Origin of the sequence: Photobacterium salinisoli (assembly GCF_003614885.1) — a bacterium.
Classification (GTDB): Bacteria; Pseudomonadota; Gammaproteobacteria; order Enterobacterales; family Vibrionaceae; genus Photobacterium; species Photobacterium salinisoli.
Genome location: NZ_QZMS01000016.1, coordinates 65,653 through 82,000, shown reverse-complemented (window position 1 = coordinate 82,000; position 16,348 = coordinate 65,653). Strand labels below are relative to the sequence as shown.

Annotated in this window: 18 protein-coding genes; 8 read left to right on the top strand and 10 right to left on the bottom strand. The window is 54.0% G+C overall.

From position 1 onward, the window contains the following. The first annotated feature begins 547 nt into the window (after positions 1-547). Entirely contained in the window at positions 548-1,102 is a 555-nt protein-coding gene (locus tag D6M16_RS21310; protein WP_120513890.1) for a gamma carbonic anhydrase family protein, read from the top strand. On the opposite strand, the gene D6M16_RS21305 is transcribed toward D6M16_RS21310, so the two are convergent. Genes D6M16_RS21305 through tsaC form a run of 4 tightly spaced genes read right to left on the bottom strand, consistent with a single transcriptional unit; the run spans position 1,089 to position 3,725 of the window. Then, positions 1,089-1,352 (bottom strand): DUF1488 family protein, encoded by a 264-nt coding sequence (locus tag D6M16_RS21305; protein ID WP_120513889.1) that lies wholly within the window; start codon positions 1,350-1,352, stop codon positions 1,089-1,091. The two genes, D6M16_RS21310 and D6M16_RS21305, sit on opposite strands and share 14 nt — an antisense overlap. Before the next feature lie 8 nt (positions 1,353-1,360). Next, positions 1,361-2,200: a shikimate dehydrogenase gene (gene aroE, locus D6M16_RS21300; RefSeq protein ID WP_120513888.1), complete on the bottom strand. Its 840-nt coding sequence runs from the start codon at positions 2,198-2,200 to the stop codon at positions 1,361-1,363. 57 nt (positions 2,201-2,257) lie between these two features. After that, complete coding sequence (gene hemF, locus D6M16_RS21295; protein ID WP_120513887.1) at positions 2,258-3,160, bottom strand: oxygen-dependent coproporphyrinogen oxidase; 903 nt, start codon at positions 3,158-3,160, stop codon at positions 2,258-2,260. Between the two features lie 7 nt (positions 3,161-3,167). Continuing rightward, positions 3,168-3,725: an L-threonylcarbamoyladenylate synthase type 1 TsaC gene (gene tsaC / locus D6M16_RS21290; RefSeq protein ID WP_120513886.1), complete on the bottom strand. Its 558-nt coding sequence runs from the start codon at positions 3,723-3,725 to the stop codon at positions 3,168-3,170. A 199-nt stretch (positions 3,726-3,924) separates the two neighbouring features. Here tsaC and purE point away from each other — a divergent pair, with 199 nt between their 5' ends. Together purE and D6M16_RS21280 are read left to right on the top strand one after the other, a co-directional pair. After that, entirely contained in the window at positions 3,925-4,413 is a 489-nt protein-coding gene (purE, locus tag D6M16_RS21285) for a 5-(carboxyamino)imidazole ribonucleotide mutase (protein ID WP_120513885.1), read from the top strand. Positions 4,414-4,415: 2 nt separating this feature from the next. Continuing rightward, positions 4,416-5,540 carry a 5-(carboxyamino)imidazole ribonucleotide synthase gene (locus tag D6M16_RS21280; RefSeq protein ID WP_120513884.1) on the top strand — a complete coding sequence of 375 codons (1,125 nt, stop codon included), beginning with the start codon at positions 4,416-4,418 and terminating at the stop codon, positions 5,538-5,540. A gap of 90 nt (positions 5,541-5,630) precedes the next feature. Here the strand turns inward: D6M16_RS21280 and D6M16_RS21275 are convergent, their stop codons facing one another. Genes D6M16_RS21275 through D6M16_RS21260 form a run of 4 tightly spaced genes read right to left on the bottom strand, consistent with a single transcriptional unit; the run spans position 5,631 to position 8,469 of the window. Next, positions 5,631-6,191, bottom strand: coding sequence for a DNA topoisomerase family protein (locus tag D6M16_RS21275; protein WP_120513883.1), 561 nt, complete (start codon positions 6,189-6,191; stop codon positions 5,631-5,633). A gap of 31 nt (positions 6,192-6,222) precedes the next feature. Continuing rightward, complete coding sequence (locus D6M16_RS21270; RefSeq protein WP_046222121.1) at positions 6,223-6,696, bottom strand: DUF494 family protein; 474 nt, start codon at positions 6,694-6,696, stop codon at positions 6,223-6,225. Between the two features lie 2 nt (positions 6,697-6,698). Then, a complete protein-coding gene (gene dprA, locus D6M16_RS21265; RefSeq protein ID WP_120513882.1) occupies positions 6,699-7,793 on the bottom strand; it encodes a DNA-processing protein DprA in 1,095 nt (364 codons plus the stop codon). After that, positions 7,786-8,469 carry a hypothetical protein gene (locus D6M16_RS21260; protein ID WP_120513881.1) on the bottom strand — a complete coding sequence of 228 codons (684 nt, stop codon included), beginning with the start codon at positions 8,467-8,469 and terminating at the stop codon, positions 7,786-7,788. The genes dprA and D6M16_RS21260 overlap by 8 nt, the downstream gene beginning before the upstream one ends. Before the next feature lie 262 nt (positions 8,470-8,731). Here D6M16_RS21260 and def point away from each other — a divergent pair, with 262 nt between their 5' ends. The 5 genes from def (at position 8,732) to D6M16_RS21235 (ending at position 14,612) form a co-directional block, all read left to right on the top strand. Further along, positions 8,732-9,241: a peptide deformylase gene (def, locus tag D6M16_RS21255; RefSeq protein ID WP_120513880.1), complete on the top strand. Its 510-nt coding sequence runs from the start codon at positions 8,732-8,734 to the stop codon at positions 9,239-9,241. Positions 9,242-9,256: 15 nt separating this feature from the next. Further along, positions 9,257-10,201, top strand: coding sequence for a methionyl-tRNA formyltransferase (gene fmt, locus D6M16_RS21250; RefSeq protein WP_120513879.1), 945 nt, complete (start codon positions 9,257-9,259; stop codon positions 10,199-10,201). A 137-nt stretch (positions 10,202-10,338) separates the two neighbouring features. Beyond that, positions 10,339-11,637 carry a 16S rRNA (cytosine(967)-C(5))-methyltransferase RsmB gene (gene rsmB, locus D6M16_RS21245; RefSeq protein ID WP_120513878.1) on the top strand — a complete coding sequence of 433 codons (1,299 nt, stop codon included), beginning with the start codon at positions 10,339-10,341 and terminating at the stop codon, positions 11,635-11,637. 146 nt (positions 11,638-11,783) lie between these two features. Beyond that, positions 11,784-13,160, top strand: a complete 1,377-nt coding sequence (trkA, locus tag D6M16_RS21240) for a Trk system potassium transporter TrkA (protein ID WP_027251711.1) — start codon at positions 11,784-11,786, stop codon at positions 13,158-13,160. Between the two features lie 6 nt (positions 13,161-13,166). After that, positions 13,167-14,612 (top strand): TrkH family potassium uptake protein, encoded by a 1,446-nt coding sequence (locus D6M16_RS21235; RefSeq protein WP_120513877.1) that lies wholly within the window; start codon positions 13,167-13,169, stop codon positions 14,610-14,612. Positions 14,613-14,631: 19 nt separating this feature from the next. Here D6M16_RS21235 and trhA read toward each other — a convergent pair whose 3' ends face one another. Together trhA and D6M16_RS21225 are read right to left on the bottom strand one after the other, a co-directional pair. After that, positions 14,632-15,300 (bottom strand): PAQR family membrane homeostasis protein TrhA, encoded by a 669-nt coding sequence (gene trhA / locus D6M16_RS21230; RefSeq protein WP_120513876.1) that lies wholly within the window; start codon positions 15,298-15,300, stop codon positions 14,632-14,634. Between the two features lie 120 nt (positions 15,301-15,420). Beyond that, positions 15,421-16,215 carry a sporulation protein gene (locus D6M16_RS21225; protein ID WP_120513875.1) on the bottom strand — a complete coding sequence of 265 codons (795 nt, stop codon included), beginning with the start codon at positions 16,213-16,215 and terminating at the stop codon, positions 15,421-15,423. Positions 16,216-16,348: the final 133 nt, after the last annotated feature.

The window sequence follows — 16,348 nt, the reverse complement described above, 5'->3', positions numbered from 1 at the left end:
TTCAATCTGAGCCATGATCAAACTCTTCAATTAAAGTTTTGTTGCCTTTCCGAAGAAAGGCGGCTCAGTGATTACTGATGTTCCAACCGAAGTTGAAACGAATTGACTGTGCCGGTAACCCTTTCGAGAAAGCGCTACCATTTGGTCACTCAGTTCACTGATAAATCTTTTATGACTGTATCATTGTCGAGTGCCCACACAGATTGCATGGTCAAATTGTTAAAGAGCTTGTTCCGAAGTAAATCTTTGTGATTTAACTCTCGAAACGGGCGGCCATTCTAACTAATTAAAGTGAAGTGTCAAACACTTTTTCAATCTGTTTTTCTAACCGCTTACACTGCCTAGCGTTTTAGTTTTGCTGCTCTGCCGTGTCAGTGAGGCGGCATTATAGAGAGTTCGATCACGTTGGCAATAGCCAAATTGAAATAATTCTGCCATTTTCGACCAAGCGGGCAAGATTCGCACAACCTTTCGCGGTTTTGGTGGTATAAACACCGCAGACGTTCCCAGATTCAGTAACTCTGCTCCAGATATTCGAGGTAACCAGATGCAAAACCCACTCCGGTCATATAAAGGCATTACGCCCACAATCGCTCAACAAGTCTATATCGACCCATCAGCCGTATTGGTAGGAGATATTCACTTGGCTGATCACAGCAGTATCTGGCCATTAGTAGCAGCAAGGGGTGACGTCAACCATATCAAGATAGGAGCGCGTACCAATGTGCAAGATGGAACTGTCTTGCACGTCACCCGTAAAAGCGACAGCAATCCGAATGGCCATCCTCTTATTATTGGCGATGATGTGACAATTGGCCACAAAGCCATGCTCCATGGCTGCAGGGTGGGGAATCGGGTTCTGATAGGGATGGGCGCGATTCTTCTGGATGGGTCAGTGATCGAAGATGATGTGATTATCGGGGCAGGGACTTTAGTGCCACCAGGCAAAGTATTGGAAAGTGGCTATTTGTATGTTGGCAGCCCCGCCAAACAGGCGAGGCCATTGACCGATACTGAAGTAGCATTTCTTCCGCAGTCGGCCGAGAACTATGTACGACTCAAGGACGAATACCTGGAAGAGAATGAGATCAGTCAATCATGATTTCACCGTCTTGATTGAAATTCTCTTCATCAATCGAAGATTCGGCGAGCTCTTCAAGATCAAAGCGGTATTCGGCAAAGGCGGCTAAAATGGCCGCCTCATCGGTCAGTGCCATATCGGCTTTCTTTTCTAACCAGTCCAGCCTGACCCAGCAACGGATTAACGCGCCGGCCTGCTGGGCAGGGAAGCATACCGCCTGGCGCTCACTGTCCCAGCTTTGCAAGTCGGCAAATAAAATATCTTGATTCATGGCATTCTCTACTTTGCCTGTAACGTACGGCGCAACTCGCGCAGTACCTGTTCGGAACCGGGTCGCATGCCACGCCACAGCATAAAACTCTCAGCTGCCTGACCCACCAGCATACCTAAGCCATCAATCACCTGATGGGCCCCAAGCTGCGCTGCCCACTGATTAAATGTCGTTTGCTCCTGACCATAAACCATGTCGTAGCACACCACCTCTGGATGAATAAGAGTAGAAGGAATTCCCGGCAGCGACTGGCTCAGGCTGGCAGAGGTCGAATTGATGATCACATCGAAATGCGGTACATCAGCCAAATCATCCAAGGCCATACCCGTAACCTGGCCATAGGAGGCAAACACTGCGGCCAGCTCTTCTGCTTTGGTAAAGGTTCTATTGGAAATCACCAGAGTAGCAGGGTTCTGCGCCAGCAAAGGCAGGATAACGCCACGTGCCGCACCTCCAGCTCCGATAAGAAGGATACGCTTCCCCTGGATTTCAACCTGATTGCGCAGTAAATCCTGCACCAGGCCTTCACCATCCGTATTATCCCCGAGAATGCCGCCATCATCGAGTTTCTTAAGCGTATTCACGGCGCCGGCCAATTGCGCCCGTTCAGTCAGTTGCGTGGCATAGGTAAAAGCCTGCTCTTTAAAAGGCACGGTAATATTACAGCCACGTCCTCCTGCAGAAAAAAACTGATCTGCGGCAGCCTGAAACCCCTCCACAGGCGCCAGTCGGGCTTCATATACCATGTCTTGTGCTGTTTGACGCGCAAACAGGGTATGAATCAACGGTGACTTGCTCTGAGCAATCGGGTTACCGAATACGACGTATTTATCTTTGGCCTGATTCATGGCTGCTGTGTCTTCCTTATCACTTAATCACTTACTTAATATTCACAGGCGTCTGGACTACCAGTCGCGGGGGGTCAGGTAATCGCACAACCGGGCTTCCTGTGAATCCGGCTCAGGCTGGAAGCAATACTCCCATCGCGCCAGAGGGGGCATAGACATCAAAATAGATTCAGTGCGCCCGCCACTTTGCAGCCCAAATAAGGTACCACGGTCATAAACCAGGTTAAATTCGACATAGCGGCCACGGCGATAAAGCTGGAATTGACGCTCACGTTCACCGTAAGGGGTAGGGCTGCGTTTGTCCACTATGGGCAGATAAGCATCGAGGAAACCTAATCCCACCGACCGCATATAGGCAAAAGACTTGTCAAATCCCCACTGATTGAGATCATCAAAGAATAAGCCGCCGACGCCACGGGTTTCCTGACGATGGGGCAAAAAAAAGTATTTATCACACCAGGCTTTATGATCGGCATAAACAGTGTCACCGAAGGGGGCACAAATGTCTTTGGCCACCTGATGCCAGTGTCGGCAGTCTTCGTCAAACGGATAAAAGGGAGTCAGGTCAAAGCCGCCACCAAACCACCACACCGGATCTTCCCCCTCTTTTTCGGCAATAAAGAAGCGGACATTGGCATGCGATGTCGGGATATAGGGATTTTTGGGGTGGATAACCAGAGAAACGCCCATCGCCTCAAAGCGGCGCCCTGCCAGTTCAGGCCGATGAGCCGTTGCCGAAGCCGGCATCTGGGCACCATAAACATGGGAGAAATTGACTCCGCCCTGCTCAAAGACACCGCCATTGCGTAACACCCGGCTGCGGCCGCCGCCACCTTCTTCTCTTTCCCAGCTGTCTTCGACAAAGCAGGCCTGACCATCCTGCGCCTCAAGTGCCCGGCAGATGGTATCTTGCAGCTCCAGTAAGAACGCCTTCACGGCGTGTTTGTTGACGTCTTGCATGCGTAAATTATCCCTGTCGAAAAATGTGCCCTGTAGCAGCATCGCGAATTTCAGACGGATTGTCACGACCGCCCGTTTCACCGTGCAAGATAGTACTCAGATGATCACCCAATTGGATTACCACTTCATCCACTGTCCGGCAAGGCGGTTCGCCTGTCAGGTTCGCACTGGTTGAGGTCAGCGGTTTACCAAATTCACGACACAATTGCTGCACCAGTGGATGGTCGGTCACCCGAACCGCAATGGTGCTGAATTGTCCGGTCAAAAAGGCAGGTACCTGGGGTTTGGTTGGCATGACCCAGGTCACCGGGCCCGGCCAGGTAGCCATAATGCGGGTTTTCTGCTTATCGGTAAGCTGGCTGTCATCGATATACGGCGCCAACTGGGCATAATCGGCCGCGATTAAAATCAAGCCCTTCTCAACCGGCCGCTGCTTCAGCGCCAGCAGCCTGGCAACCGCTTCCGGATTATCGGGATCGCAGCCTACCCCAAAGACGGCTTCTGTCGGGTAGGCAATCACTTCACCTTGCTGTAACGCGGTGACCACTTGGCTTAAATTATCCACACTGTCCTCAATGGCTTGATACCGCACCAGACCCGCTGGCGACGGCAGTTATACTCTGGGTCGTTATTTTAACTCAATCTCAGCGAACTGCATCAATTACGCCCCAGACCGCGACGCAAACGTTTTCCTTAAGGAAAAATCTCCGTATAATGCGCGGCAAACCCTCTTGCCTGATTAACATAACCCTAAGGAGTTCGGGATGAAAGTCGGTATTATCATGGGCTCAAAATCTGACTGGCCAACCATGCAACATGCAGCCGAGATGCTGGATCGCTTCAATATTGCCTACGAAACCAGAGTCGTTTCCGCGCACCGGACTCCGCACCTGTTGGCCGAATACGCCGAAACCGCGCATCAGCGTGGTATTTCGGTGATTATCGCAGGGGCAGGCGGTGCCGCCCATCTGCCGGGCATGACCGCCGCGTTTACCAGCCTGCCGGTACTTGGCGTCCCTGTGCAGTCACGTGCGCTGAAAGGCATGGACTCGCTGCTGTCGATTGTCCAGATGCCAAAAGGTGTGGCGGTAGGAACGCTGGCCATTGGCGAAGCGGGCGCTGCCAATGCCGGTTTACTGGCAGCACAAATCATAGGCACTCAGGATGCCGGTGTAATGGCCGCCATTGATGCCTTCCGCAAAGAGCAGACTGACACAGTGCTGAGCCAGCCGGATCCATCTGAGGAAATCTGAGCATGAAAAAGGTTCTGGTTTTAGGTGCCGGACAACTGGCCCGCATGATGTCACTGGCTGGTGCCCCGTTAAATATTGATGTTATCGCCTACGACGTGAACAGCGAGAACATAGTGCATCCACTGACGCAAACCGTGCTTGGCCACGGACTGGATAGCGCTATTGCTCAGTGCGACGTCATCACCGCAGAGTTTGAGCACATCCCGCACAATATCCTGGATATCTGCGAAAAAAGCGGAAAATTCCTGCCGACGACAGCCGCTATCAAAGCTGGCGGTGATCGACGCATTGAGAAAACCTTGCTGGATACCGCCGGCGTAAAAAATGCCCGGTATACGGTGATTGAAAGCCGCGACGACTTAAATACCGCCATTGCACATGTTGGTGTCCCTATGGTGCTGAAAAGTGCACTGGGCGGCTACGACGGAAAAGGCCAGTGGCGGCTGAAAAACGCTGCCGATGCTGACCTTATCTGGCCGGAAATGGCACAATGCATCGCCTCGACCCCCACTCAGGCGATAGTGGCTGAAGAATTTGTGCCTTTTGATCGCGAAGTCTCTCTGGTCGGTGTTCGTGGCAAAAACGGTGATGTCGCTGTTTATCCGCTGGCGGAAAATGTACACACCGATGGTGTACTGAGCCTGTCTACCGCAATCCATTGCCCTGAGCTGCAGCAACAAGCCAAAGACATGTTTACCGCTGTTGCAGATAGCCTGGACTATGTCGGCGTACTGGCGCTGGAGTTCTTTGACGTGCAAGGCCAGCTTTTGGTGAATGAAATTGCCCCGCGGGTACACAATTCAGGACACTGGACCCAGCAGGGAGCAGAAACCTGCCAGTTCGAAAATCATTTACGGGCGGTGTGTGGCTTGCCACTGGGCGGCACGGATTTGATTCGTCACACTGCTATGATCAATATTCTGGGGGAAGACACCCTGCCTGAGGCCCTGCTGGCCATGCCGGGCTGTCATATTCACTGGTATGGCAAGGAAAAACGGGCGGGGCGCAAGATGGGGCATATTAATGTCTGTGCTGACAATGACAAGCAACTGCACTCGCGCCTTGCTTCGCTGGCAGAGATCTTACCCCCTCACACTTTCCCTGCCCTGCAGCAATACCGAAGCTAAACCTTGATACGCAGGCGGCATAAGCCGTCTGCGTCCTTTCAGCGTGCCATCCAGATTTAACCGTCACTATGCCAAAGAAAAACCGTCAGCTCAGCTCGACTGGATATGCTGGCACTTACGGTTAGCACATTGACGCTTCTCTCCGTTAGCGAGCTTTTTTTGCACCAGCAAGGGATAGCCACAGGCTTCACATTCACCGGCAACAGGCTGCGCATTGACGGCAAATTTACACTTGGGATAGCCATCGCAACCATAAAACGCCTTGCCATAACGGCTGTTACGTTTCACCAGATGACCCGTGCCGCATTCAGGACATAACCAGGTACTCTCCTGCGGATCTGCCGGTGGTGTATTTTGCGTTTCTATATGGTGACACTCTGGGTAATTGCTGCAGCCAATGAACATCCCGTAGCGTCCCTGACGCAGGACCAGCTCATGCCGGCACTCGGGACATGGCACGCCCAGTTCTTTGACTATGTGGCCATCATTTTGATGCAGCGGTTTAATATAATCGCAGGCAGGATAGGCGCTGCAACCCAAAAAGGGACCGTGTTTTCCATGGCGCATTAACAGAGCCGCCCCGCATTGAGGGCAGGGCGTCTCTTGGTGAACCTGGTGGGAAAACAGCTCAGGGTTAATTTTACTGGCCATACCTCAGGCCTTCGCTTCTGTTATGTCGCAATTAATGAAGATAGCCGTCCTCTGCACCATAAAGCAGTTCTTCCATCTGGCTGTAGGCACTTTCATTACCCGGTGCATTAAACAGCACCATCAGGATAATCCACTTCAGATCATCCAGAATAAATTCTGTCGTTTCCAGTTCCATGACTCTGTCTATCACCATTTCCCGTGTTTCAGAGCTCAGTACATGGATTTGTTCCAGATAGGTCAGAAAACCACGGCAAGTGACGTCCAGACGATTCATCTCATCCTGTGTATAAACACGGATAGAGGTTACAGCACTGGTGTTCATATAAGGGGTGTGGTCGGTATCTTGCAGCGCTGCAAGTTTCTCTAGCCAGTTCAGAGCCTTATAAATATCTTCTTGGTGAAATCCTGCGCGTAGCAATTCTTCGGACAGTTCGTCCTGATCTACCATTAATTCAGCGTCACTGTGAATATAGGTTTCAAACAGGTACATGAGTATATCCATCATGACTAGCCCCTCCTCGATCTGATATAGCCACCGGGCACTGAAGTGATAACCCCTTGCAATTCTAACTCCAGCAATTGCGTCATTACTTCATGGACAGGTTGATCACAACGTTCAGCAACCACATCTACGGGTGTTGCTTCATTGCCTACGTTAGCCAACACCGCATTAAATGGCAATTGCTCATTTTCAGGATGTGGCAGCGATACGCTCATTTGACTACTTTTTGCGCAGTGGGTGAGTGCGCCGACCTCCTCAAAGATATCGACCGGGCTTTCCACCAGTTTAGCACCGGATTTAATCAGCGCGTTACAGCCTTTGCTGCCTGATGCATAAATAGAGCCGGGAAGTGCAAACACATCGCGATCTTGCTCCAGCGCATAGCGTGCAGTGATAAGCGAGCCGCTCTTGAGTGCGGCCTCCACCACGAGAACACCGACAGACAATCCGCTGATGATGCGGTTGCGGCGGGGAAAATGCTGCGGCCTGGGGGGTTCTGAAGGCCAGAACTCAGAGACCAGAGCTCCCTGCTCCGCAATCAGCCCCGCCAGTTCCCGATGAGCCGCGGGGTAGATACGGTCCAGACCCGATCCCAGCACAGCAACAGTTGCGCCGCCATTTTTCAACGCGCTGTCATGAGCGTGACCATCCACTCCCAGCGCCAGGCCACTGGTCACCACATAATCCGCTGCTACCATAGCTGCGGCAAACTCCCGAGCCGCCTCACGGCCGTCAAGACTGGCATGCCGGCTGCCGACAATCGCCAGTTGCGGCTCACTGGGCCAATGAAGCTCTCCGCGGATAAAAAGGACAGGCGGCGGCGAGCTGATTTCCTTTAGCAGGCGAGGGTAGGCAGGGTCATTCAATACCAGCAGGTGCTGGTTATCCTGTTCGCACCAGCGCAGGGCTTCCTGTAACCGCTTGCTGTCCGGCCGACGCAACAGGGCGATTTGCGGCCCTTTCAGCCCCATCGCCATCAGGTGCGATTCCGGCATTTTGCGAATCTCGGCCACTGTGGCCTGCTCCAGCAATTGCTGGATTCGCTGTCCGCCCAAGCCGGGCACTGCTGCCAGTGCCAGCCAGTTCTCCCTGTCACTCATGTTCGCGCTCAATACGTTTAGCAATATCGCCGATTTTTATCGGTCCCTGACTACTAATGACCTGAGCGAGACTGAATTGGTCAAGGGTATCGCCGATTTCAACATCCGCCACCAGCCGCTGTCCCAGCAACTGATGTTCAATCCGCCAGCGCTGACCGGGCTCCAGGCCATGCTCCGCACCGTGATCCAGCACCAGCCAGTCCTGCATATAATGGTGATCCTGTAAGCCTCCCAGCACTCTGACGGCCCGTGGCGGAACATCAGACGGCTCTGCAAAGCGGGGGGCTGTGGGCCTGAGCAGGCGATCACCCGGACGGATTTCCTGCATCCCTGCCGTAACGGTCAGCCGGCTGCCCTGATCATCATTGGTCACCACAGTGACACTCGCCACCGGCAGCATGCCCCATACATCGGCGGCGGAATGATAGGAAGGTTCAGTCGTGCTGAATGCCCGTGTCGGGCGGTAGATATGCCAGGTACTGCCATGCTCAAGCACTTCTTTGACCAGGAGTTCATCGTCGTGGGTCAGGTATTGACGCCCGTTCATCACAGGTATCACTCTCGGTGCTGATCCCAGCTGCTCCGCGGTCACCAGGCGGCCCGGTAACCCGAATCCGGCAATGGCCGGAGATAACGCCGACAGCCACAGTACACTCAGCAATACACACATACGCATCGTAAATAGTCCTCTTGCTACACTCACACCGCAGCCTGTCAGGCGAATACGTCTGTGACTATTTGATGCTTGGATCTTTGCGGCAGAATTCTCGCTTTCAGATTGGGGTTTCATCATGCCGGTAATGGTACTGACGGCCGGTATCACAGCCGGTTGTCCGGCAGACAAAGGCGTCGAAAGCTGTTCTTTGATGATGAAAATGACTAGAATTAGAGCAAATAAGCTATTGTCCTTTTTTATACGTCACTATTTACGGGAATCTATGTCTGTTTTAAACGTGTTAACTTTCCCTGATGATCGCCTGCGGACTGTCGCCAAGCCAGTCGAAGCGGTCACGCCTGAAATCCAGAAAATCGTCGATGACATGCTGGACACTATGTATGACGAAGATGGTATCGGCCTGGCGGCCACACAGGTTGATATTCATCAGCGAATCGTTGTCATTGATATCTCGGAAGAACGCAACCAGCCTATGGTGCTGATCAATCCGGAAATCCTGGATAAACGCGGCGAAGACGGCATCGAAGAAGGCTGCTTGTCGGTGCCTGGCGCCCGTGCGCTGGTTCCCCGCGCGGCGGAAGTCACAGTTCGCGCCCTGGATCGTGACGGCAAGGAATACACTTTTGAAGCCGACGATCTGCTGGCCATCTGTGTACAGCACGAGCTGGATCACCTGGCCGGTAAACTCTTCGTAGATTACCTGTCACCTCTCAAGCGCCAGCGTATCCAGAAAAAGCTGGAAAAAATGAAGCGCTACCAAGAGCAAGTCTAAGAAGCCGAGGTTATCTTGAGCCAACCTTTACGTATCGTATTTGCTGGTACGCCTGATTTCGCCGCCCGTCATCTGGCGGCGTTATTATCTTCACAGCACGAGGTTATCGCCGTTTACACCCGTCAGGATCAGCCTGCCGGTCGCGGCAAGAAACTGACCGCCAGCCCGGTCAAACATCTGGCGCAGGAACAGAATATCCCTGTTTACCAGCCGAAAACCCTGCGCGATGAGACGGCCCAGCAAGAACTGGCCGCCCTCAATGCCGACATCATGGTAGTGGTGGCTTATGGCCTGATCCTGCCCAAAGTGGTACTGGATACACCGCGTCTGGGCTGTATTAATGTGCATGGCTCCATTTTGCCGCGATGGCGGGGAGCCGCACCTATCCAGCGCTCTATCTGGGCGGGGGATGCCGAAACCGGCGTCACCATCATGCAAATGGATGAAGGTCTGGATACCGGCGACATGCTGAAAATTGCCTCACTGCCGATCGCCGCAACAGATACCAGTGCCAGCCTGTACGACAAACTGGCCGGGCTGGGACCGGACACCCTGCTGAGCTGCCTGGACGATATCGCCGCAGGCCGTGCCGTGGCGGAAAAACAAAATGACGAGCGTGCCAACTACGCAGAAAAACTCAGCAAAGAAGAAGCGAAAATCGACTGGACCATGGACGCCGAAACGATTGAGCGCTGTGTTCGCGCCTTCAATCCATGGCCGATGAGCTTTTTTGCCGTGGCTGAGCAAAACGTCAAAGTCTGGCTGGCCGAAGTGGAAGCCGATAACCAGGGTCAGGCGCCTGGCACCATTTTGTCTGCCGACAAACACGGCATAGTGGTTGCCACCGGAAAAGGCGCGTTGCGTCTGGTACAACTGCAACCGCCAGGCAAAAAAGCCATGGCTGCGCAGGATCTGCTGAACTCACGCCGCGAGTGGTTTACACCGGGTACCGTGCTGTAAGCAACCGTGCCCTACAAACGGTTTTAGCCAGTGAACAAAGCAGATTTGCTGTTGCGCTGGCTTTTTCATTCGTCGCTCACGCGGCAACCATGGCAGTCAGTAAACTGCCATAAGCTCATCTAGTCAGGAATGCAATCATGAATGTAAGAGCTGCTGCGGCCGAGGTGATCTATCAAGTGGTAGATCAAGGCCAATCGCTTGCTACTGCTCTGCCAGCGGCGCAACAGGGTATCAAACCCCGTGACCACGCCCTGCTACAAGAAATCTGCTACGGCGTGCTGCGCTGGCTGCCGCGCCTGGAATCTGTCACTCAGTCCTTGATGGATAAGCCGCTGAAAGGCAAACAACGTGTGTTTCATCATTTGATCCTGGTCGGTTTGTATCAGCTCGGTTATATGCGCATACCGGCGCATGCTGCCGTGGCAGAGACAGTCGATGCCACCAAGACACTGAAAAAGCCCCAGCTTCGCGGCCTGATCAACGCGATTTTGCGTAACTATCAGCGTCAGCAAGAAGAGCTGGATCAAAAGGCAATGAGCCATGATGCCGGTAAGTACGGCCATCCCGGCTGGTTACTCAAGCTGCTGCGCGAGCACTACCCGACGCAACTGGACGCCGTGACCACCGCCAACAACACCAAAGCCCCGATGTGGCTGCGGGTGAATCGTCGTCATCATAACCGGGATCAGTACCTGGCCCTGCTGGACGGGACAGACATCAGTGCGACTGTGCATCCACAGGCTGACGACGCGCTGAAACTGGAACGCGCCTGCGATGTTCAGCAACTGCCGGGTTTTGCCGATGGCTGGGTATCGGTGCAGGATGCCGCCGCGCAGCTGGCGGTCGATTACCTCAAACCGCAACCAGGTGAGCTGATCCTGGACTGCTGCGCCGCACCGGGTGGTAAAACGGCCCATATACTGGAGCGCGAGCCAGGCGCCAGTGTCGTAGCCATCGACTGTGATGCGCAGCGTCTGCTGAGAATCAAAGACAATCTGCAGCGCCTGCAACTGGACGCTGAAGTCCTGTGCGCCGATGCCCGTTATCCGCAGCAATGGTGGCAGGGCAGCGCCTTTGACCGTATTTTGCTCGATGCTCCCTGTTCAGCAACCGGGGTGATCCGCCGCCATCCGGATATCAAATGGCTGCGCCGCGCCGACGATATTGCGGCACTGGCTACCCTGCAGGCAGAAATTCTGGATGCCATGTGGCTCCAGCTGAAACCGGGCGGCACGCTGGTGTACGCGACCTGCTCCATTCTGCCGCAGGAAAACCGCGAACAAGTGAAAGCCTTTTTGTCGCGCACGGCAGACGCTGTGCTGGCCGAGGGGGCAGATAACGGCACCGCTGACGCGCCTGGGCGACAAATACTGCCGGGTGAAGAAGACATGGACGGCTTTTATTACGCAGTGCTGAAGAAACGTGTAACGGCCTGATCCCGTGGTGAGAGAAGTACCCGGTCATTGCACAAAGCCAGGTTAAGTCTTTGTACAAACGGGTTGAAATTGCTGCTTCTCTCGCCAACTCAGTGTACCCTAACAACAAACAGCAAGGATCTGAGAACACTCATCAGGCATCAGCTATGAAAATTATCATTCTTGGCGCAGGCCAGGTCGGCGGTACGCTGGCAGAAAACCTGGTTGGCGAGAACAATGACATTACTATTGTCGACTCCAACCCTGAACGCTTGCGCGAATTGCAGGATAAATACGATTTGCGGGTAGTTCAGGGGTATGCCAGCCATCCCCGCACCCTCAGGGACGCCGGCGCGCAGGACGCAGACATGCTGGTCGCGGTCACCAATTCTGACGAAACCAACATGATAGCCTGTCAGATCGCCTTTTCTCTGTTCAATACCCCAAACCGGGTGGCCCGTATCCGTTCCCCGGAATACCTCAAAGAAAAACATCAGCTGTTCCATACCGACGCAGTGCCGGTCGATCACCTGATTGCGCCGGAAGAGTTGGTGACGGGTTATATCGAACGCCTGATCGCCTACCCGGGTGCGCTGCAGGTGGTAGGCTTTGCCGATAATAAAGTCGGGCTGGTGGCGGTCAAAGCCTATTACGGCGGTCCGCTGGTCGGGAATGCACTGTCCGCACTGCGTGAACACATGCCGCATGTCGATACCCGGGTTGCCGCGATTTTCCGTCAGGGTCGGCCGATCCGTCCGCAGGGGACGACCATTATCGAAGCCGATGATGAAGTGTTTTTCGTCGCCGCCAGCAACCATATCCGTTCAGTAATGAGTGAGCTGCAGCGACTGGAAAAACCCTACAAACGCCTGATGATAGTCGGGGGCGGTAACATAGGGGCAGGTCTGGCCAAACGGCTGGAAAACAGCTACAGCGTCAAGCTGATTGAGCACAACCCACAGCGCGCGGAAAGCTTATCGGAAATGCTGACCAACACCATAGTATTCTGTGGTGATGCCTCTGATCAGGAGCTGCTGAGCGAAGAGCATATCGAGCAGATAGACGTCTTCATTGCGGTCACCAATGATGACGAAGCCAATATTATGTCGGCCATGCTGGCCAAACGCATGGGCGCCAAAAAAGTCATGGTGCTTATCCAGCGCGGTGCTTACGTCGATCTGGTGCAGGGCGGCACCATCGATATTGCAATTTCGCCGCAGCAGGCCACCATTTCCGCTTTGCTGACCCATGTACGTAAAGCCGATATTGTGAACGTGTCCTCGCTGCGCCGCGGCGCGGCAGAAGCGATTGAAGCCATAGCGCACGGCGATGCCAGCACCTCGAAAGTGGTTGGCAAAGCCATAGGGGATATCAAACTGCCGCCGGGCACCACCATTGGCGCTATCGTGCGCGGCGAAGAAGTACTGATTGCCCACGACCGTACCGTGATAGAACAGGACGACCATGTCGTCATGTTCCTGGTCGACAAGAAGTACATCCCGGATGTAGAACGCCTGTTCCAGCCCAGTCCTTTCTTCCTCTGAGCAGTTATGGTTAATCTTCGCCCGATCATCTTTGTCATAGGGCTGGTCTTATCCAAGATCGCCCTGTTTATGTACCTGCCCACCATACTGGCATTTCTGACCGGGACGGGCGGCTTCATTGATTTTGCCACCGCGGTCATCATTACCCATATCGTGGCGTTTGCTTGCCTGACGTTTGGCAAAGGCAAAGACTTCAAGCTCGGGGTCAGGGACATGTTCCTGCTGACCACTCTGGTCTGGACGGTGGCCAGCGCCTTTGCCGCACTGCCTTTTGTGCTGATCAACCACATCAGCTTTACCGACGCCTATTTCGAAACCATGTCAGGCATCACCACCACAGGATCAACGGTACTGAGCGGGCTCGATGACATGGCCCCCAGCATCCTCTTGTGGCGCTCAACCCTGCAATGGCTGGGCGGGATCGGCTTTATCGTGATGGGAGTAGCCATTCTGCCGATGCTGAATGTCGGCGGGATGCGCCTGTTCCAGACCGAATCCTCGGACTGGTCGGAAAAAAGCTCGCCGCGCACCAAAAACGTAGCCACCAATATTGTGATTGTTTATCTCAGCCTGACGGCGATGTGCATTCTCGGTTTCATGGCAGCAGGCATGAACACATTTGATGCGGTCAATCATGCTTTCACCACCTTATCCACCGGGGGCTATTCCACCTCAGACGGCTCGATGAACCATTTCTCGCCGGCCGCACACTGGGTAGCCATAGTGTTTATGTTTGCAGGCGGACTGCCGTTCTTGCTCTTTGTACAGATGCTGCGCAAAAGGCAGCCGGCGTCATTATTACGGGATGCACAGGTCAGGGGTTATACGATCACCGTACTGCTAGTCAGCCTGATGGTGGCCCTCTGGCTGTGCTGGCAGGATGGCTATGACTTCAGTCATGCCATTCGGGTCGCCATGTTCAATATCGTTTCCGTAGTCACCACGACAGGGTTCGGGCTGGAAGATTTTACCGCCTGGGGCGCGTTTCCGACCGTGATATTTGCCTTCATGATGCTGGTCGGGGGCTGCTCAGGATCGACCGCTGGTGGCTTCAAAGTGTTCCGTTTTCAGGTTGCCATCGCCTTGCTGCGCAAACAGCTGATGCAGCTGATTCACCCGTCAGGAGTGTTTATTCAGCGATATAATCAAAGGCCCGTGACGGATGCGATTGTCCGCTCTGTGGTGGCTTTCGCCCTGACCTTCATCATGACCATCATCATTATTGCCGCTTTACTGGCGATGCTGGGACTCGACCCCATCACCAGCATCAGCGGCTCAGTGACCGCCGTGGCCAATGTGGGGCCGGGTATGGGCACTGTTATCGGCCCGACAGGTAATTTCGCTTCCCTTCCGGATGCCGCCAAATGGATCCTCAGCCTTGGCATGCTGATGGGCCGGTTAGAGATCCTGACCGTACTGGTACTCGCATTTCCGGCCTTCTGGAAAAACTGAGCCGTTGTGAATGGCCGGGTTAGTCCGGCAGCCCGGCCGCTGGCGCCACATACCAGTAAATCGCCAGAAAATGGCAAACCGTACCGCCCAGCACAAACAGGTGCCAGATGGCGTGATTGTAGGGAATCCGTTGATTGACGTAGAACACCACGCCAAGGGAATATACCACTCCGCCCACGGCCAGCCAGATTAGCCCGGCCGCCGACATGGCCATCGCCAGCGGATACACGGCCACCAGCGACAGCCAACCCATCGCCAGATAGATCACCAGAGACAAGCGTTTGAAGTGGTAGATAAACACCACTTTAAACATGATCCCCAGCAAGGCGACCGTCCAGATCACGGCCATCAGCGTCACCGCCAGCGGCGTCCGCAGGGTAATCAGCAGAAAAGGGGTGTATGTGCCGGCTATCAACAGGTAAATCGCGCAGTGATCCAGGGTTTTCAGGACACGTTTGGCCCGCTCAAACGGAATAGCGTGATACAGGGTAGAAGCGAGATACAGCAAAATGATACTGGCACCATAAATACTCAGACTGGCCACACTGAGCGCATCAGCATTCACTTCTACTGCCCGCATCAGCAGCATCACCAGCGCAACTATGCCGAAAACCATACCGGCCCCGTGACTGAGGCTGTTGGCGGTCTCCTCGGCTGCCGAGTACGTTATTTTTTGTGGTTCAACCATGAAAGCTATCCGTTGTCTGTCTTCTGTACTTTCCAGCAGTATGGCACAGTTTAGCTTACACGTGTAAGCTGAATTTTATGACGCTAAGATGAAGACATTGATCGCCTGATGCAAGGTTTGTCACAGATCATCGACCTGCTCCAGATACTTCAGCACCTGCTCTCCGGCGTCTGACGGAGACAGCTCCAACGGCAAACGCAGCTGTCGCTTGAGCTCGCTGCTGCCGAGCAGGCCTGACAATAATCCGCGTACCCCGCGCTGACGGCGATCAATCGAGAACCACAACCTGAGACAATCGTCATCACGCTGAGTGATCAGCTCCAGCTCACGCCAACGGCCATGAAAGGGACCAGACACAGGCACAAACTCAAACACCTGCACAAAGGGCAGCTCAAAACCGCGCACCGCCTCACATTCCACCTGCAATATACGCAGTCCCGCTTGCTCAAGGGCAGTAAACACACCGTCAAGCAAAGGATCCGGCCGCACGGTCAGGGAGTCTTTATCTTTGGGATCCAAGGCCGAGGGCACATCCAGGTGCGTTTCCAGCCACACGCCCGAATAACCGATGGTAATTGGCGTGTTGACGGGCAATTCAAACCGGCAGTCAAACTGACGCTCTTCACCGGCAGCCAGCGTAAAGGCCTGCGGCAAATGCCACTGAGCCAGGGTGTGCGTTCGGGTGACTTTTTCCATCCGCCGTTCGCTGTCCCCCCGACTGACAGCCTGCTCATCCTCAAAGCTGCAGCACAGATACAAATGCACATTATCCACCGCCTGCGCAACTTTTCCGCCTTTGACCTCAATACGAACGGGCAGAGCCTGACCCGGGATCAACACTTCGGTTTCCAGTACTGTATCGACTCTGGCGCCGCCCAACCCCAGGCTGGCCAGTGTTTTGTGAAAAAGTGACATAATGGCTCCTTGTCCGTATTGATCCATAACCAAGTATGAAACCAGTTTATATAGCCCATTCTGGTTCAGCAAGGTATGTGCGAAAACTGGCGGCGTTTGGGTTCTGACATCAGCGTCTGGTATAATCCACACG